Here is a 19,110-nt window from a genome sequence, read left to right on the forward strand (position 1 = left end):
TTATGGACGCTTTGATCATCCTCATGCAACGAATCTACGGGGCAACCCTGAAAAATGGGGACGAACTGATAATGATGACTCTCTGCCCGGGCAATTAATGTCCGGTGACCGGCTATCTTTACGCATGAGCGGGAACCGGCAAAGACCCGGTATCATGCCAAACGGGTAACATCGTCCAGCACGGCTGCAAAGGGGCCGTCCGGTTGATTATCCCCCAGTGCGAGTGTTGTCGTTCCATTTCTGCCAAGTTATATGCCAGAAATATTCTCATCATACGTCCGATGCATGTTTGAACCTAAATCCGGTAGTTGACCACTCGCTTTTTGGCTTAACACTATGATCCACAAGGACTGTTTGCATTACTTGACCTTCACCTTTTCGGTGAGCTCGCTACAGGGCAGATTGCACGGTTTTTACGGCGCATGCCGGCGTTGCAACTCCTTGGAATGGAATGACCATTCCGCGTCGTTGCGCCTTGCCCTGCACCTCAAAAACCGCACACTCCACCCTGTCCAACTGCCGGATTTAGGTTGAAATAAACTGAAAATGCTTAAGAGTGAAATATTGTTTCTCCGTTTCCTGATGTTGCCACTGACATTCATGGCATCCACGGTGTTAGCCGATACCCTGGAACAGCGCGATATCGTGTTCTACTATGGAAGCCGTCCGCCAGTGGAAGATTTGCGCCATTTCGATCAGATCGTCGTTCAGCCGAGTCAGATCCTGCCACACGAGAGGGCGGCGTTGCTGAACCTGGATTCGTTAATATTTGCCTATATCTCATACGGTGAGATTGCGCGTAATAGCGAGGATATGCCACGCATCAAAACGAAATGGTCGATTGGCGTGAATCCCGCATGGAATAGCCTGGTGATGAACATGAATGATCCCGCCTGGCACGAGTATCTGCTGGAGCATCATTTTGGCCGTTTGTGGCGTGACGGCTATCGTGCGTTTTTCCTCGATACGGTTGATAGTTATCTGATTGTGACGAACGAAGGTAAACAGCGCGAGGAGCAAGAGAAAGGATTAGTTGCGCTGCTTGCAGAGGTGAAACGCCGCTTTCCCGGTTGCAAACTCATTCTCAATCGCGGCTTCGAGGTGCTGGACCGCGCCGCCCAATATGCCGATGGTATGGTTGCGGAATCGCTTTTTCACGGCTTCGATCCGGTTACCGGCAAACATGCGCCGACCAAGAAAGAAAACAGGGAATGGCTTCTCAAGCAGTTGAAGCGCACGCAAGATGAATTCAATGTACCCGTTACCGTGCTGGATTATGTCGAACCGGGTAATTGGGCCGAAGCTGAAAAAACGGCGCGTCAAATTGTCGAGCTCGGATTCATGCCATGGGTCGCCAACGGCGATCTCACCTGGCTGGGGCAGGGACGCGTTCGTCTGGCTCCACGCAAACTGCTGGCCATCATAAACGGCACACCCTCGCAACAAATGGATCATGGGCTATTCAAGCACGCTGCAATGCCGCTGGAGTATCTGGGGCTGGCGCTCGACTACTGGTATATCGATCAGCTCCCATTGCCCATCGAACCGCTGGTCGGGCGTTATGCAGGTGTTATCACATGGCTGCCTGAAGACAGCCATGGCCGCTATGACAGCATCTGCGCACGTTTGAAATCCGAAGTCGATGCGGGTCTGCCGGTGGTGTTCATGGGCCATTTACCGGTGGGTGCCGCTTGCCGGAGCGTGGTCAGTTACCAGGGAGAGCTACACCCCACGACCAACACACTCAAGCTCGGTACTGTCGACGAACGCCTGGGCCGGCCAGGAATAGCGCCAATTGTGGGCAGCGGTACGCCGGATATCCGGGTTCACGATAACCATGAGGCCTGGTTGACGTTGAACGATGGGGCCAACACGTTTCATCCGGTTGCCGTTGGCGCATGGGGGGGGTATGCATTGCATCCTCATGTAATGAGTGAGACAGTGTCGGGCCGGCATGAATGGCTGCTCGATCCTTTTTCTTTTTTCAAGGCCGCGCTACGCTTGCCGGCACAGCAGCCGGTATTTGATCTGACAACGGAGAATGGCCGCCGCTTGGGGATCATCGAAATACGCGGCGACCGTTTGTTTGCCAAAGACGAGCAGGGTGTTGAAGCCATCGATCGGCTTAGGGCATGGATCGAAAAGAATACCACGCCGGTAACATTGGGTGTGATCGAGGCCGAAGTCAGCAGCGATGAGCAGCGCGGCAAAATCAGGCAATTGGCCGCCATGTCCCAGGTTCGATTGGCGAGCCATACATATAGTCATCCTTTTTACTGGGGAATATTCGAGGGAAAAACCGACGCGAACCAGCAGCCTTATCGTTATAGCGTATTCATGGAAGGTTACGCGGCGGAGATGACGCGCGAGACCGCGGGAACCATTGAATTTATGCAGTCAGTGGCGCCCAATTCCCCTCTGTTGCTTATCTGGCCAGGTGATGGCAAGCCCGGTCCCGCTGCGTTGGCAGCGGCCGAAAAAGGCGTGTTACCCCATTACGGCGGCGGCGGCTTGTACTGGCAGAGCGGCCCGCTATCTCTCGCGGATCTTTCTCCGGCGTTACGGCCCACTCAGTGGGGCACGCAAGTGCTGACACCACTAATCGGCGAGCCGCTGTTTGCGCAACTCTGGTATGGCGAGGCACTGAATTTTGGCAAAATCAGCGATTGGAATCGGGAGCTTAATCTTGTACGCCGCCTGCGCGCCTCGTCCATCTCGTTCCATGCCGACGCAATGTTGCATGCAAACGGGGCCGAACTTCTGGATCGGCTCGCGAACGAGCAGCGCACGGAAAATGTGCTGAGTGTATGGCTCGATGAATACGCCCAGCGTGGGCGGGCTTTCCAAACGGCGAGTATTGCGCGCAATCTCAATGGCGACTGGCTGCTTTTTGGGGATGCGCTCAGAACGGTGCGATTGCCTGTTTCGGAGATGACGCCACAAATCTCCACCGATGTGGTCGGCTATTCCGACCGGGATGCCGACCGTTATATTCATCTGGCGCGTAATCATGCCGTTCTCAAACCCGTGGATGACAACGCTTCAGCTTTGCGATTGATTGATGCCAGTGCGCCGCTAAAATCGTGGCATCTCAATTCCGATGGTTCCGCCACTCTCTTATTCGAGCCACGCGGGGATTTGACTCTCGGAATTCCCGCTTCCTGCGCGCTAAAGGTGGATGGCGAGGCATTGACTTCCCAGCAGCGGAATTCGCATTCCATTTATGTCATACCTGAAAAGAACGCTTCAGGGGAATTCAGTCTTGCGTGTTGAAGCCCAGCGGGAATCCCTATTAAACTCACCTGCATTGATGTTCATGAGCGCAGTGCTTTTAATCGTTTTCTGGGTATTATTTCCCCGCCAGCCGGCATTCAGGGATCCATCCAACTTGTCGGCAAAGGACGCTTTGTCGGTAGCCTATCTTCGCGTTCTGGTCCAGTCCGACCCAAACAATGCCCCGTTACGCCTGTCATTGGTGCAGGTACTGACGGAAGCGGGCATGACGGATGAGGCGGTGCGCGCCATTGATCCACTGATGCATGCTCCCGAATCCAGTCTAAGCTATGAAATCCGCCTGGCGGAGCTCAAGCTGGCCTTGCAACAGCTCTACAGGCAGCCTCCCAAAGATATCGAAGAAGCGCTGCGCGCCCGCATTACCAGGGTTATTCCCGCGCTATTGCACATTGCGCGCAATGACAAGGAGCTGGACCAAGTGATCACACTGGCGGAGCAGTTTGCCGAACCTTCGGTACTCGCCGAAACCTTTGAACAACTGCTTATCATATTGAATGAGAGTGATGACAGGAAATCAGCGTGGCTGGTCTCCGCCGCGAAACAGCGGATTGCGGCGAATCAGCCGCGGTTGGCCGCACAAGATCTGTTCAAGGCTTTTTCGCTTGAACGAGTGGCGAAGAAAAAGATGGGGATCGCGAAATCCAGTTTGCGCGCCTATCTTCAGGCTGGCATCGATAAGGAGGCCTTGAAGGCTGCGGGGCAGATGCTGAACAGCCTAAAGGATAGAGGTGAGGGTGATGCCGAGCTTTTATTGCTTGCCGCCGATATCGCCGAGCCGCTTGCCGATCGCGAACAGGCATTGGCGTGGCTGGAAGAAGCGAGCCGCTTGTCGCCCGGTAATTGGGCGATCGCTGAACGTGTCGTGCGGCTGCAGGTGGCACTGGGTCTGTTGAAAGAAAGTCTTGCGCGCATGGAACAATTGAAAACTTCGCTGGTGGCGGGGAGCGAGCGCCAACGGTTGATTGCCCATATCTATGACTGGAATGCCCAGCCGGATGAGGCTCTTCCGCTATGGCTGTCTTTTGCGCGCACCCGCGCCGACAGTGAAGCGGAGACACGTGCTTTTGCGCTTGCCCAGTCGAAACCGGATCATAAAGCCCTGGTGCAATTGCTTGAGGCCGTCATGACGCGCCGCAAGTTGACCGGCGCCGAAGCCGAGGCTTATGTTACCGCTGGGCTTGCCACTGAGCAACCCGCTCATGTGGAGCAACAGTTGCGCCGCCACGCCGAACGTTTCAATAGTCCCGTGGAAACGCTGAAAGCACTCGCGCAGGTGCTGCTCCTTCAAGGCAAACCTCGTGCGGCGCTTAGCGTGTATCAGGAAATGCCTACTGAGCAAGTGGGGCAACAGAGAATGGAGCTGGCCCGGCTATACGAAGAAGCGGGGGATACGCAAAAAAGCTTTGAATTACTCCGCGATTTCAACTCGCCCGATCCTGCTTACGCGGAAGCGTACTGGCTACTGCTGGCCAGAGTTTCTACTCAGTTGGGTCAGGATGCCTATGCGGAGAAAGCCTATGAGAAGGCGTTGACTCTTCGCCCCAAAGATGCGGAGATACTCGAGAATCTACAGCGATTGGCAATACGTCATCGCGATGATAAAAAAAGCGAACGTCTTGCGCATTATGGTTGGGATCGCTTGCAGCGTATCGAAGATCTGCAACGCCTTATGCGTTTTTCGTGGAAACGGAACAATTGGGGAGAAGTTGAGCGCTGGCTATCGCTGGCGGAAGCGATGCCAGCGGCGGCGATAGCACAGGCACCCGACTACTGGTACTTCCAGTCGATACGCAAAATGGGTAATGGGGATCGGGACGCGGCTCGCCGTGCGTTAGGCCAGCTCTTACGTTTGCGGGGCCCCGACCCGGAAGTTGCCGAGGCGATGATCTGGTTGTTGCTGTCGGACAAAGCGGTCGATAATCCATCGCTTGACGCACTCGTCCAGCCCTATCGTAATCAGTCGGGCAGCCAGTCGGCGGTAAATCCGCCTCTGGCGGAGGCGCTGGCGGCGGCGGAGCATACGCTTGGCAAGTCCGTGCAGGCGGCGGAGTGGTATCTGCGATCACTGAAAACCCGGCCCCGGGATTTCTTATGGACGCTGACATTAGCCGATAATATGGAATGGGCCGGGTGTCCCGCAAATGCCAACCATGTCCGGCTCAGCGCGCTAAAGATGTTTGCTTTATCGCATTCCAATCAAGCTGAGGTGCAGTACCCCGCACGTCTGGCTGAGTACTTCCTTGGATCGAAAGATCAGCGGGCGCAGCCCGGCAATCCGGATGAGCTAAAGAAATGGCAATCGACAAACGAGCGCTGGGGTTTGACGAAAACGATGGATAATGCCCGTCACTTTGCCCTGAGGCGTCAAAGCGAGCGCCTTCGGTTGCCGGCATGGATTACTTTTGCCGACGCGGTAAGAAGCAATAATCAGCAGGCTGTGTCAGCGCAATTGGCCGCAGTCTCCGGTCACTTACAGCATCAGCCGGGCGGGCCTGTGGCCGAGAATGTGCTTCCGTTATCCATGGAGGATATTGAGCGGGCTGCCCAATGGCTTCCGGGAGAAGCGGCGCCGAATCAGAGTGTTTTAAATGATGAGTTGGATGTCTGCCGTCAGACCTTGGCGAAGATTCGCGAATTGCAGGCAACACCCATACCGGATCAGGAGCGGATAAAGCCATGAAGAAACCCTGGCTGGAAGGGATCGAAGTCGTTAACGTCAACAATCAGGGCTCGGCATGGGGCGGGTGGTTCGAAACAATTGCGTTGACGGTGATCATGATCGTGGCGTCGTTTGTCACCCAGCAGCAGGATCCGTTCCGGTTGGGGGGTGGTTTCCCCTGGCCGGTATTAGGTCCTTTGCTGGCCGGACTACGGTATGGATTCGTCTATGGTTTTGTGAGCGCATTACTGATATTGGTGGTATTGGGTGTGGCCATTAACCTGCAATGGCAAGCTGCGTCCGGGTTTCCACTGCCATGGGCGATTGGCGTTGTTATCGTGGCGATGGTGGCGGGGGAGTTTCGGGATATGTGGGGGCGCCGTTTGCACCGGCTCGAAGGCGCCTTTCAATACCGCGCGGAACGTCTTGAGGAATTCACGCGCAATTATCAATTGTTGCGCCTGTCGCATGACCGCCTGGAACAAACTGTGGCGAATAGCGGGCTTTCATTGCGTGAAGGCATTATGCATTTGCAATCCACCCTTGACGCTATCGATGGACTTACCGAAACTTCGCTGCAAAAACTTATCGAATTCGTGGCGGAATACGGCGCACTGACGCAGGCTTGCATCGTGGGCATCACGGCCGACCGTATCGATACAGCCAGGATTCTGGCCCGTGTCGGGGAAGATTTTACGATTGATGACAACGATCCGGTATTAAAAACCGCACTCGAAAGCGGCGAGCTGGCAGCGGTCAATCTCATTACGGAAAATGCGGCGAATCTCAACCCATTATTAGCTGCCGTTCCGGTAACTGACTCTACGGGCGAGGTTCACGCCATGCTGCTGGTGAGATCCATGCCATTTTTTGCGTTTCAGGAAAATAATCTGAAACTTATCGCGGTGCTTGTTGCGCATGGCGTCGACCACCTTCGTTTCGGCGCGGCCACTTCCTCCGTTACGCGTTTTATCGCTTCGTTTGAGCGGGTGCGCCGGGACCATGAAGAATTCAGGCTTGACGCAATGCTCTTGAGGTTATCGGGGGCGCGTGCCGATGTCATGGCTGCCTATGAAAAACTCAGGTCATCGATTCGCGCTATCGATATGATCTGTCTGACCCAGGATAAAGAGCAGCCGGTCATCTGGATCATGCTGCCTTTAACCAATCCCGCGGAGGCGCAGGCATGGATGCAGCGGGCGGATGGTGTTCTTGCGAAGGTGACCAGCGAATTGCTGTCCATCAATGAAGTCGACCCACAGCGGATTCGTTCCCTGGAGCCGTACTGATGGCTCACCTGTCCATGCTATTGGGATTAGTGGCGGAGATGCTGGCAGGCTTGCTGCTCTGGTGGGACGCGAATGATGGGTTTGTACTGGCCGCTGTCATATTGCATGCGGTTTCCTCCTATTATCTGGCACAGGGTTTCTGGCGGTTGCTGCCGCGCCGCTACAAGCTGCCTGCGCGGAGAAGCCTGAGTTTATTATTCATCTTTTTATGGATTCTGCCGGTGGTCGGTGCACTAGGTTTACTGTGGAGCGTTATAGGTGCCTTGAGACGCCCTCGCAGCCGTTCTTCCCACAATGTAAAGATCTTCGTTTTGCCTGAGCTGCCATTCTCGCCTCCGGTTATTTTTCCGGTTCCCCCCTACAGTCAGGGCGCATTGCGCCAGATTGTGCATTTCGCCGAACGGCCATTAAAACGGCTCAAGGCGGTGATGGCGACGCGGCATATGCCGCCACGCGAGGCAATGATTGTGTGGTCGAAGGCGACTCGTGACCCGGTGGATGACGTGCGGTTGCTGGCTTACGCCATGAAAGATGCCAGTGAGAAAAAGCTGGCGGAACGAATCCTGGCATTGACCGATGCGCTGCCGGATATTCCGGTTCGTATGCGGAATAGCTACCATGAAACGATCGCCGCGCTATGTTGGGAGCTGGTGTATCACCGCCTGGCGCAAGGCGCGGTCAGGGAGCATTGGTTGCAGGCTGCGCGGCGTCATATGGAACGGGTGCTCGATCCCCTGGCTGCCAAACCCGTGCTGCCCGCCGCTCCCAGCCGGCCTGATGGAGATAGCTGGTTATTATACGGGCGGATTCTGCTCGATTCCGGTGACCTCGCGCTGGCGGTGAACGCCTTTACCAATGCAAAAGCCGGTGGCATCGATGAACAGAAAATCCTGCCATGGCTTGCCGAAATCGCTTTCAACGAACGAAAGTTTTCGGAAGTAAAACGCCATCTGGCGGCGCTCAAGCGACCCGGCGAGAAGGGGAGCGAGCTGGCCCAGGTGAAAGTATGGTGGGGCACATGAATCACGGCGATGGGATAGGGGGGGTACAACATACGCGGATAACGCGGACGAGTGAGGCGGTGGCCGATATTGCCTTGTTGCTGGAAGGCACCTATCCCTATGTCCGGGGGGGTGTATCCGCGTGGGTGCACCAGATTATCAGCGGCTTGCCGGAAATCCGTTTTGCCGTCATCTTTATCGGCGGTGATCAAAAGATGTATGGCCCCGCGCAGTATCAATTTCCGCCGAATGTGACGCATGCCGAAGCGCACTATTTACTGCACCCCGATAAACCTCTTAAGGCAAGCGCGCGCAAGGGCAATCGCAGGGCTTTTTCGGAGATGGCTGAACTGCATACGCATATGCGTCAACTCGTTCCGCTGTCGGGCGAGGAAATGACTAGCGCATTTTCCCGGCTGGGTTCCGCGGAAGGTGTCAGCGAAAAAGATTTTCTATATAGTGAAGCTTCGTGGGACTACATTACGCAGCAATACCGGGAGCGTTGCACGGAGCCCTCGTTCGTCGACTATTTCTGGGCCATACGCGCCATGCACGCTCCGCTGTTCATCCTGGCGGATATCGCTGCCAAATTGCCGCCTGTTCGGGCTGTGCACGCCATTTCGACCGGCTATGCCGGATTGCTGGGCGCGATGATTCGTCTGCAGCGCGGTATTCCGTTTGTGCTGACCGAGCATGGCATCTACACCAAAGAGCGAAAAATCGACCTGGCTCAGGCAACATGGATTCATGATCACAGCGATGATGTGTGTAATACCTTGCATGATGAAATGGGATATATCCGCGGACTCTGGATCAAATTCTACGAGCAGATCGGCCGCATGGCCTATATGCAGGCATCTCCCATCGTCAGCTTGTATGAAGGCAACCGCCTGAGACAGATTGCGGATGGCGCGGCGCCGGAAAAAACGCGCGTCATTACCAACGGCATCAATCTGCAAAGATATCAGACCGCGCTCGAGAAACGTCCGGACGGCATTCCACCGGTCTTGGGATTGATTGGGCGCGTGGTGCCCATCAAGGACATCAAAACATTTATCCGAACCATGCGAATGCTGGTCAATGAGCGATCCGACGCGCTCGGCTGGATCGTTGGTCCGGAAGATGAAGACCCCTCTTATGTGAATGAATGCAAGGAGCTGGTCACAAGCCTCGGCTTGAAGGATCATGTCAAATTCCTGGGTTTCCAGAACGTGGCGGAAATTCTTCCGCAGCTGGGTTTAATGGTATTGACATCGATCAGCGAGGCGCTGCCCCTGGTATTGCTGGAGGCGTTTGCCAGCGGCGTGCCCTGTCTGGCGACGGATGTGGGATCGTGCCGCGAGCTCATAGAGGGTAGCGGCGAAGAAGACCGCGCGCTTGGCGCGGCTGGAAGCGTGGTTTTTATCGCCGATCCGGAAGGGGCGGCAAAAGCTGCGCTTGAACTGCTCAATAACACTGCGCGTTGGCGCGCGGCACAGCAGGCGGGGCTTGAGCGCGTGAAGCGCTACTATGATGACAGGCTGATGTTTGACTCCTATCAAAACCTTTACATGCGGGCGCTTGATGTCGCTGAGCCATCTTTATCCACCCCTGTACCGGCCTGAAACATGACAAGCATAGGTTCCGAAATTCGTAAAATCCTGGGGCGCGACAGCTACTGGTCGGTATTGCGTGCCTATGGCTATGCAGGTCTCGTCAGCGGCGGACCCTGGGTGCTTTCCATCCTGAGCATCATGATGATCGGCATTCTTGCCGTCATCCTGGGTGTCGCACAGGGCGAAGTCAACGCCTTCCAGATTTGTGTGACCTACCTGATGGCGGGTTCGTTAATCTGGACCGGTGGCATGCAATTGATGTTCACGCGTTTCGTCGCGGATCAGACTTATGCAAATAACAAGGCCGAGGTGCTCCCAAACCTGTTTGGGGTACTGCTGGTCACGATGGCGGGAGGGGCCGCGTGGGCTGCACCTTTCATTTTCTGGTCTTTCGACGGGCCGTTTATTCAGGAGTTGTTGCTGCTAAGTAACTTTGTCGTACTGAGCGGCCTGTGGATCACGCTAATCTTCCTGTCGGGAATGAAAGCCTATCGACGTATCGTCTGGACATTGGTCAAAGGCTATTCTCTTGGCATTGTCGTGGCGCTCGCGGCATCTTCATGGGCGCTGAACGGCTTATTGCTGGGAGTGCTGATCGGCCATGGTTACCTGTTGTTTTCATTTTTGCACCATATCGTGCGTGAATATCCAGGCCGCTCGCTGCTCAAGTTCGATTTTTTTCGTAGTCGCAGCAATTTTTATATTTTGTTCGCGGTCGGCACCCTTTATTATCTGGCGGTTTGGGTTGATAAATTCATTTTCTGGTTTGTGCCGGTTACCTCCGAGGCGGTCATCGGGCCATTGCGGGCATCCATTATTTACGATCTTCCCATTTTTCTTGCTTATCTGTTCATTCTGCCGGGCATGGCGGTATTTCTGGTGACCATGGAAGCCGATTTCGCCGAACAGCATGAACGCTTTTACCGTGCTGTCCGGGAGGGCGACACGCTCATGCATATAGAATATCGGCGCGATCAGATGGTGTATGCCGCGCGGCAGGGTATCTACGAGATTTTCAAGGTACAGGGATTAACGGTCGTGTTGTGTCTGCTATGGGGCAGGGAGTTGTTGCAAGCGGTGGGTATCTCTCCACTGTATATACATTTGTTCTATATCGACGTCGTCGCGGTCAGCGTGCAGGTATTGCTGATGGCGATACTCAACGTGCTTTTCTATCTAGACGCGCGCAAGGAAGTGCTGTTCATTACGGCATGCTTCTTCATCACGAATCTGGTATTCACCTTTGCCACATTGCATCTGGGGGCGGAGACGTTCGGTTACGGCTTTGCCGCCTCGGTAACGCTATCCGCTTTTCTTAGTCTGTTTATCCTGTCACGCAAATTCAATCGGCTGGAGTATGAAACGTTTATGCTGCAGAACTAGCGGATTACCACTGATAAAGAATTAAAATTGACATCCGTCAATTGACAGGTTACAGCCATTGAAACTCACATATTCCGTTATTCACCGACGTAGATTTCCGCAACGCAGTAAGGAGTGGTCATAAAAGAGTAGGGCGTAAATAAGCGAAGCGCATTACGCCGTATACCTGCCAATCTCACCATCTCGTGAAACAAGCTTATGTGCAAGGCATGGCATGAAGGAATTCTAAAAGACTGATGTTTTACTTTGATTACAGTCTTTTTGTCGGATTACGCTTCGCTAATCCAGCCTACTTCTGCTAACCGGTTTGTTTCCACTGAACATCACGGCAGATCCACATCGCGACGATACACAAGCAGATCATAATCCCCCACCGGCCAGTCACGATCCGGTTGTCGGGTAAAGCCCAATTTTTCGTAGAGTCTGCGGGCATTGGACATCGGCGGCTCGGTTGATAGAACGAGGGCTTTCAGTCCCAGATTTTGCGCGTGCTTCATGGCGGCGGACATAAGTGTTTCGGCGACGCCTTGCCGCCGTTCTTCGGGAGCCACCGCCAGCATCCGCACTTCAAGCTCGTCGGGCTTGGCGATCTCGGCCAATGGGCTCCCATGAGCTGCGAGGGTTACCGTGGCAACGATCCGGTCATCCATTTCCGCAAGCAGTACAGTGGCCTTGTTTATTCTCGTGGTGGCATCGCGAAGTCGCACAGCGTATTTCTCGCTGATCGGGAATCCGTCCGCCCGGTATGCTCTTTCGGTCAATTCACCCACAGTTACCGCATCCCCTTCGGTTGCGGTTCGTATAATCAGCGCCATATCGTCTCGTTCTCCATGTCTCTGATGTTCATCAAACATCGCATTCCCGGTGCGAACACCTTGGCGAAAGTCTTTTGCCGGGTTACGCCGCGCTACCCAACCTGCTAATCATATCAGTCCTATCCATATCAGTCCTGTCGACTTGTCCGCAGGCATATAGTAGGCTGTGCCTGAAGGGCAGGTATGGCGGATAGAAAAGAGGAGGCGCAAAATGGGATTACTGGTCAATGGCGAGTGGGTCGATGAATGGTACGATACCACGACGACGGGTGGCAGTTTTGTCCGTACCACCGCGCAATTTCGCAACTGGATCACATCCGATGGGCACGCCGGGGCGAGCGGTATGGGCGGTTTTGCCGCCGAGGCGGGGCGCTATCGCCTGTATGTGTCGCTGGCCTGCCCCTGGGCGCATCGCACGCTGATTTTTCGTGCGCTGAAAGGGCTGGAGGATATGATTGGGGTATCGGTGGTCAATCCCTATATGGGTGATCACGGCTGGACGTTTGAACAGGCGCCGGGTGTCGTGGCAGACCCGGTACAGCAGGCGCGCTATCTCTACGAGGTTTATTTGCGCGCCGCGCCTGATTATACGGGCAGGGTGACTGTGCCGGTACTGTGGGACTTGCAGCGCGATATGATTGTCAGCAATGAATCTAGCGAGATTATCCGTATGCTGAATCGGGCGTTCGATGACATAGGCGCCGCGGAAGGGGATTATGCGCCCAACGCGCTGCTGCCGCAGATCGATGAGATCAACGCGCGTATCTACGACACCATCAACAATGGTGTATATAAGACGGGTTTTGCCACTCAGCAGCAGGTCTATGAGAGTGCCCTGAGGGAGCTTTTCGAATCTCTGGATGAACTTGAACAGTGCCTTTCCCGGCAGCGCTATCTGCTGGGTGACCGTGTTACCGAAGCCGACTGGCGATTATTTACGACGCTGCTTCGTTTTGATGCGGTTTACCATGGCCATTTCAAATGTAATCTCAGGCGGCTGGTGGACTACCCGAACCTCTGGGACTTTACCCGCGAGCTATATCAATGGCCAGGCATCGCCGCGACGGTGAATATGCAACACATCAAGGAGCACTATTACCGCAGTCATCCCACGATCAATCCCAATGGCATTGTGCCCGTGGGCCCGATTCTGGATTTCAGCCACCCTCACAGCCGCGATAGACTGCAGGTTTTTAATCCGATCTTGTGAGAAGGCAGGGGCGTGCTGCACCGTTCCCTTGATCTGCAAGTCCTATTGGTTATCTCAGTTTAGCCCAAAGTGCGCCCCAGGCGCCTCCGCCTCCGCCCCAATTTTCCACATTTACCGAGCGTACCAGCAGCTTCCTGTAGAGGGGAAAAAAGCGCCGGGAATTCGTTTTCTCCATTATCAGGTCCACGCAGTCAGATAAAAAATAGAGCACGTGCGAACCGATAAAACCGATAATTTTACGCATTTTAAAATCTCGTTTGAGTTATGGTTTCATTTTTACAGGTCAGAACAAAAAAGCCCGGTGCGGGATCACCGCTCCCGGGCTGGCCCTCTTGTAGGGGAGTACTGTCCCCCGCTTTACTCGTATGCATAACTCGTGCCAGAAACTTCTTGTTAAATTAAACATTATGGGATAACAATCATTTACATGAACTCTTTCTTGTCTTGTGGCTATCTTTGATGAGGTAAGTGTAAAAATTTTCGTCATTAACGCTTTTTTAAAATGATTTCCCGCACCCGGCGCCGCTGCCCCGGAAATCGTATACTGCACTCCGTCAACCGCCGGATTCAAGATAAAAAAGAGTGGTTCCAAGTGTGGCGCGGATGCTCGATTGTGCGCCATCAAGAGTTCTGTCGAGGCGCATGTTGTCACGATCTCTGCTGCAACTTCATCAGGCTTACATAGTCTCAGAGCAATCCGCATAAGAATAAATAACGAACCAATGAGACCACTCCTTTTAATAATACTGGTATGTACTACCGGATTTGCCACTCCGGAGCCCGCCACCGCAGGGTCCACCCCCGCAGGGCCCGCCACCGTCGTTGCTCCCCTTGATGTGCCCGATACAATGGAGGAGCGGGTGAAGGCCTGTGTCGTCTGCCATGGTCCGGAAAATAAGGTGGGAAGAGACGGATATTACCCTCGCATCGCGGGCAAGCCTCAAGGTTATCTCTTCAATCAACTGCGCAATTTCAGGGATGGCAAGCGTTATTACCGGCCCATGGCCTTGCTGCTTACCAATGTGTCGGATCAGTATTTACTGGACATGGCCGCTTATTTTTCAACGCTCAAACAACCTTTTCCATCATCGGAACGTACGGCCTCCTCACCTGACGAAATCAAGCTGGCCCTAAAACTTGTCAATCAGGGAGACCCCGCCCGGAAAATTCCTGCGTGCGTTGAATGCCACGGCAAGGAGTTAATGGGTACCGTGCCGTTTATTCCCGGTTTATTGGGTTTACCCCGTGTTTATATGATTGCCCAGCTCGGCGCCTGGCAAAGTGGTGGGGTGTTACGGGGACAAACTACGCACTGTATGTCCGAAATCGCAAAGCAACTGACTACCCATGAGACTAACGCTTTGGCGGCCTGGCTGGCTGCCCAGCCCGTTCCGGAGAATACGGGCCCGGCTGCGGCCCTTTCCGTTGAGATGGTCCGGCGTTGTGGCAGTATCATGCAACAAGGTGAGGGGGAAGCGGTGATCCCGAAGACAGCGGCACCTTCCGGACAGCGCCAGGCGCGGGGAGCTTACCTCGCACAGGTGGGTAATTGCATCGGATGCCACACCGCCCAGGGTGGCCGCCCCTACGCGGGGGGGCGGCCGCTGTCTACACCCTTTGGTACGTTTATTTCGCCTAATATTACCTCGGATAAGGCAACAGGAATCGGACACTGGAATGAACAGGATTTCTGGAAAGCGTTACATGACGGCAAATCCCGTGATGGCCGGCCTTTATACCCCGCCTTTCCCTATACCGAGTATACGAAAATCACGCGTGAGGACTCGGATGCCATATTCGCCCATCTAAAAGCGCTCGTACCCGTGGCGCAAAATAATTCGCCGAGCAAGATCGATTTTCCCTACAATTTCCAGCCGCTGTTAAGTCTGTGGCGCGCCGTCTACTTCAAGCCGGGCGTTTATCAGCCGGAATCCGCCAAAAGCAAGGAGTGGAACCGTGGCGCCTATCTGGTGCAGGGACTCGGCCATTGCAATGCCTGCCACGCGGAACGCAATCCGCTGGGGGCCACCACCGGGGACGATGCTTTGGGAGGCGGGCAGATCATGGGCTCGAACTGGTTTGCGCCATCTTTAACTGCGCGCATGGAAGCGGGTTCCGCTGACTGGCCAATCGAGGAAATCGCGCAGTTGCTCACTACGGGTATTTCCCCGCGGGCGACCACGTCCGGTCCCATGGCCGATGTGGTCAGACATGGCCTCCAGTACCTGACCAGGGAGGATGGGCGTGCAATGGCTGTCTATCTGAAATCATTGCCCGAGAGTGCGCCACGTGCCCAACCCGGCTCCCCCCCACTCACCGAACAGGTGCAGCAATGGTTTCAGCGAGGGGCCAAAATCTACGAAAAGCATTGTCAGGACTGTCACGGAGCTTCCGGCCAGGGTGCCCCCGGTATTTATCCGCCCCTTGCAGGCAATCGAGGCGTCACCATGACACCCCCCATTAATGCGATTCGCAGCGTCCTCAATGGAGGTTATCCGCCATCCACCATGAATAATCCGCGCCCTTATGGTATGCCGCCGTTTGCACAGGCGCTGCGCGACGATGAGGTTGCATTGGTCTTGTCGTATATACGGAACGCATGGGGTAACCGCGCGAGTCTGGTCACAAAGGCCCAGGTCGACAGGAGCCGGGAAGGTATCCACTGAGACCAGGTGTCAAGAGGAATCCGCCACTCGAAGCGAATGCCCGCGCAAGGTCAATATGGAGCAGAGGCTCGTCCGCGGGGCCTGGATGTTTCATAAATTCGCGTGATGATTGCGCAGGATTCTGTTTTGTAGGGAGATTTTTTGAAAGAGCGGCGTAGTTATTCATACGCCCGACTGAACAAAATTTCCATACGAAACAAAAGACCAGCGAGGACGCGCGTCAATTTATGAAACATTCGGGCTAGATCGGATCACCGGGAGACGGATCAGGATCGAAGGGTCGTGGATCTACAGGTTTATCCGGATCAACGGGTCGAGGAGGATCTTCTGCAGGCTTGTCAGGCGGGCGGTGGGCCAAGTGATCTGACCAGGTTTGAAAGTATTTCGTTATGGGCGGGCGCCGTTATTGAAACAATTAATAACCAAACACGTTACCCCGCCGGCTGACGGGGTTCCGCATTAACAAGAGTCCGGTTAGCGTTTCAATTGACCGCGTATTTCGCCGGCTTTATTGGCGTCGCTATGAACGTTAATGTAGAGACCCCCGGCCTTGAAAGCATCGTATTGCGCATCGGTCAATTTCGCACCAGGCGGGACGGACCACTCATTGTCACCAGTCTTCTTGAGTGTGATGATATCCGAGCCAGTCTTACCAGCGGCTCCTTCGTGAATATGCGCACCAGTCGCCTTGATATCGGAAATGGTAATTTTGCCTTTGACAGACTTGTCATCCTCAACTGTTATCGTGCCGCTGCCGCTTGCGGAAGTCTGGACAGGAGGAATTTCCTGATCGCCGCTCAAATTGACCTTGATTTCCCCCGCTGTCGCTATTCCCGTGCCTCCTGCAAGGGTGCCGGCGATCAATGCGACAACAACCAGGGTAAATTTCGATTTGCGAAGAATTTTATGCATTTGTGCGTCTCCTCAGATTGATAAATTATAAATACAGTGAGTTGTTAATAGGCTATGTGCTCATTCCTTCCTCATGCCTGTCAGCACTGATAAATAATTTTATTTCACTCTTAAGGATGAGTCCGTACGGTAGCGTACGTAAGTTAACGATTCTCATTTCTTAAACTTTCATCGGCATTGAAATGCCGCGGACCTGGCGGATTGCGGTTTGTCCCTGAAAAGAGGGAAAGAGGGAAAGAGGGCGATTTCGTAACGTAAGCGCGACGATATCGTTACCCCCTATTTGACAGGTTGGGCAGCTAATTTATTTAACCGGGATGGGTGTCGCGTGCATCACGGGAACGGCGGTAACGCTGTTTTGCGGGCTTCCGTCTATCAGTTTGTCGGAATAGGTCAGATAGATAAGAGTGTTGCGCTTGGAGTCAACCATGCGGACGATGTGCAGGCGCTTGAATAAAATGGACATGCGTTCAGTGAACACGTCCTCCTGACGGGGAAGCTTCTCCGTAAAATGGAGCGTCTCTGTCACCTGACGGCAGGCTATGGAGGCTTCCGCCCGATCTTCCGCCAAACCTACGGTACCTTTTACTCCGCCTGTCCTTGCGCGGGACACATAGCAGGTTATTCCGCGGACCTTGGGATCGTCATACGCCTCGATGACTACCCGGTCATCCTTGCCTAGCCAGCGGAAGGCGGTGTCCACTTCGCCGACAAGTTCCGCTTGCACCGGTGTGGAAAACGGCATGCAGAACAATATCGGGATTATCGCCTTGAGTGCGGATTGGATTCGTGCCATTTAATGCTCCTTTTCGGTTATTTTTCCATTATCCTAAATCCGGCGGTTGTAGCGAACTCACCAGAAAGGTGAAGGTCAAGCAATACAAACAGTCTTTGTGGATCATAGTGTTAAACCAAGAAGCGAGTGGTCAACTGCCGGATTTAGGATTATGAGCCGGTGACGGGTTAAAGCTGCGGGCGCATGATTTTCAGACTGTATTCCCAGGCTTTTTCTTTCCATGGGCGATTCTTCCATTCCTGGAATGTTATCTGCCTCGCGCGCGCCAAATCCCGTCGGAAGTCCACCAATTGGCGCTGCGCAAACTGTTGGTCATAAATGTTCAAGTTGGCCTCATCGTTCAGTTTGAACGATCTGTTGTCGAAATTGGTCGAGCCGACCGATACCCATTGTTTATCGACTATGAGTACCTTGCAATGAAACATGGTGGGCTGGAACTCGAAAATCTCCGCGCCCGCCTCCAACAGCGAACCCCAGGTTCCACGCGAGGCGCTGCGTACCAGGGTCTGATCGATATAACGGCCCGGGAGGATTATCTGGATCGTCACGCCGCGTTTCAACGCAGCCACCATTGCATCTCGCGCCAGCACATCCGGAACAAAGTATGCCATGGAAAGATGAATACTTTCTTGCGCCGCAGCGATAGACAGAAGATACATGAGATGCATGCTCTCCGCACCGCCTTCCGTCGAGCTTTTGAATACTTGCGCGAAGTAAGGCCCGTTTTCCTTCAGCTCTGGAAAATATTCTCCGCTATGCAGCACGTTGCCTTTTACTTTTGTCCAGTTATCGGTAAAGGCCGCTTGCAGCTGCGCCACTACAGGCCCCTCTATGCGATAGTGCGTGTCGCGCCAGTTATCCGGCCCCTGTGCATGGCCGTTCCATTCGTCGGCAATGCCGACGCCTCCGGTAAACCCTATCCTGCCATCCACTACGAGGATCTTGCGGTGAGTCCGGTTGTTCAGCCTTCTCCAGGTACGCCATGTAGGGCGATGATACTTTTCCACTTCAACCCCCGCATCCTGCATTTCCTGGATGTACGACTCATCTATTTTCTGACTGCCTACCCAGTCGAGGAGGATATGAATCCTGATCCCTTGGCGTGCCTTATCCGACAGCGTATCAGCGAATTCTTTGCCGATATTTCCTGACCAGTAGATGAAAGTTTCGAATGTAATAGTTTTCTCTGCGCTGCGTATCGCTTTCAACATCGCGGGAAAAATTTCATCTCCATTCAGCAATGTCTCGACCCGATTGCCCATCACCAGCGCCGGGCCAAGTAGAACGCTCATTGAGCGTAAAAACTGCGGATCGGATATAGGGTAAAGATGGGTGATGTGCCGGGTGATTTCTTTTTCGCTTCGACCAAAGATCAAGAGGACCAGCCAGAAAATTACGGCTGTTGCAATTGATGCAAAAATAATGCTCCAGAAAGACAGATTCATTTCTGATTTACCGTGCTAGATTAAACGGTGGCCCGGGTGACTATG

General features: G+C 54.1%; 12 protein-coding genes and 1 pseudogene. 8 read left to right on the forward strand and 5 right to left on the reverse strand.

The features are described from left to right. The first annotated feature begins 546 nt into the window (after positions 1-546). From BLR00_RS08210 to pelG, 6 genes are read left to right on the forward strand one after another with little or no spacing between them, the layout of a single operon-like run. A complete protein-coding gene (locus BLR00_RS08210; RefSeq protein ID WP_256324086.1) occupies positions 547-3,273 on the forward strand; it encodes an endo alpha-1,4 polygalactosaminidase in 2,727 nt (908 codons plus the stop codon). 43 nt (positions 3,274-3,316) lie between these two features. Next, positions 3,317-5,974: a tetratricopeptide repeat protein gene (locus BLR00_RS08215; protein ID WP_256324087.1), complete on the forward strand. Its 2,658-nt coding sequence runs from the start codon at positions 3,317-3,319 to the stop codon at positions 5,972-5,974. Beyond that, entirely contained in the window at positions 5,971-7,242 is a 1,272-nt protein-coding gene (locus tag BLR00_RS08220; RefSeq protein WP_074631913.1) for a protein PelD, read from the forward strand. The genes BLR00_RS08215 and BLR00_RS08220 overlap by 4 nt, the downstream gene beginning before the upstream one ends. Next, on the forward strand, positions 7,242-8,264 hold the full coding sequence (locus BLR00_RS08225) for a protein PelE (RefSeq protein WP_074631914.1): 1,023 nt from the start codon (positions 7,242-7,244) through the stop codon (positions 8,262-8,264). Before BLR00_RS08220 ends, BLR00_RS08225 begins: the two co-directional genes overlap by 1 nt. Next, entirely contained in the window at positions 8,261-9,847 is a 1,587-nt protein-coding gene (gene pelF / locus BLR00_RS08230; RefSeq protein ID WP_254773243.1) for a GT4 family glycosyltransferase PelF, read from the forward strand. Before BLR00_RS08225 ends, pelF begins: the two co-directional genes overlap by 4 nt. 3 nt (positions 9,848-9,850) lie before the next feature. Further along, positions 9,851-11,221 carry an exopolysaccharide Pel transporter PelG gene (gene pelG, locus BLR00_RS08235; protein WP_074631915.1) on the forward strand — a complete coding sequence of 457 codons (1,371 nt, stop codon included), beginning with the start codon at positions 9,851-9,853 and terminating at the stop codon, positions 11,219-11,221. Positions 11,222-11,544: 323 nt separating this feature from the next. Here pelG and BLR00_RS08240 read toward each other — a convergent pair whose 3' ends face one another. Further along, a complete protein-coding gene (locus BLR00_RS08240; RefSeq protein ID WP_074631916.1) occupies positions 11,545-12,036 on the reverse strand; it encodes a GNAT family N-acetyltransferase in 492 nt (163 codons plus the stop codon). Positions 12,037-12,247: 211 nt separating this feature from the next. Here BLR00_RS08240 and BLR00_RS08245 point away from each other — a divergent pair, with 211 nt between their 5' ends. Beyond that, positions 12,248-13,246: a glutathione S-transferase family protein gene (locus tag BLR00_RS08245; protein ID WP_074631917.1), complete on the forward strand. Its 999-nt coding sequence runs from the start codon at positions 12,248-12,250 to the stop codon at positions 13,244-13,246. A gap of 49 nt (positions 13,247-13,295) precedes the next feature. Here the strand turns inward: BLR00_RS08245 and BLR00_RS08250 are convergent, their stop codons facing one another. Then, on the reverse strand, positions 13,296-13,490 hold the full coding sequence (locus tag BLR00_RS08250; RefSeq protein WP_074631918.1) for a hypothetical protein: 195 nt from the start codon (positions 13,488-13,490) through the stop codon (positions 13,296-13,298). A 1,264-nt stretch (positions 13,491-14,754) separates the two neighbouring features. Between BLR00_RS08250 and BLR00_RS08260 the strand changes: the two are divergent. Further along, positions 14,755-15,912, forward strand: a pseudogene (locus BLR00_RS08260) (c-type cytochrome); the annotation flags it as partial. Positions 15,913-16,386: 474 nt separating this feature from the next. On the opposite strand, the gene BLR00_RS08265 reads toward BLR00_RS08260, so the two are convergent. The 3 genes from BLR00_RS08265 to cls all read right to left on the reverse strand — a co-directional run bounded on the left by BLR00_RS08265 (position 16,387) and on the right by cls (position 18,912). Further along, positions 16,387-16,824 (reverse strand): CHRD domain-containing protein, encoded by a 438-nt coding sequence (locus BLR00_RS08265; protein ID WP_074631920.1) that lies wholly within the window; start codon positions 16,822-16,824, stop codon positions 16,387-16,389. A gap of 304 nt (positions 16,825-17,128) precedes the next feature. Beyond that, positions 17,129-17,620: a CreA family protein gene (locus BLR00_RS08270; RefSeq protein WP_107797709.1), complete on the reverse strand. Its 492-nt coding sequence runs from the start codon at positions 17,618-17,620 to the stop codon at positions 17,129-17,131. Positions 17,621-17,787: 167 nt separating this feature from the next. Beyond that, positions 17,788-18,912 carry a cardiolipin synthase gene (cls, locus tag BLR00_RS08275; RefSeq protein ID WP_256324088.1) on the reverse strand — a complete coding sequence of 375 codons (1,125 nt, stop codon included), beginning with the start codon at positions 18,910-18,912 and terminating at the stop codon, positions 17,788-17,790. Positions 18,913-19,110: the final 198 nt, after the last annotated feature.

Origin of the sequence: Nitrosospira multiformis, assembly GCF_900103165.1 — a bacterium.
GTDB lineage: Bacteria > Pseudomonadota > Gammaproteobacteria > Burkholderiales > Nitrosomonadaceae > Nitrosospira > Nitrosospira multiformis_D.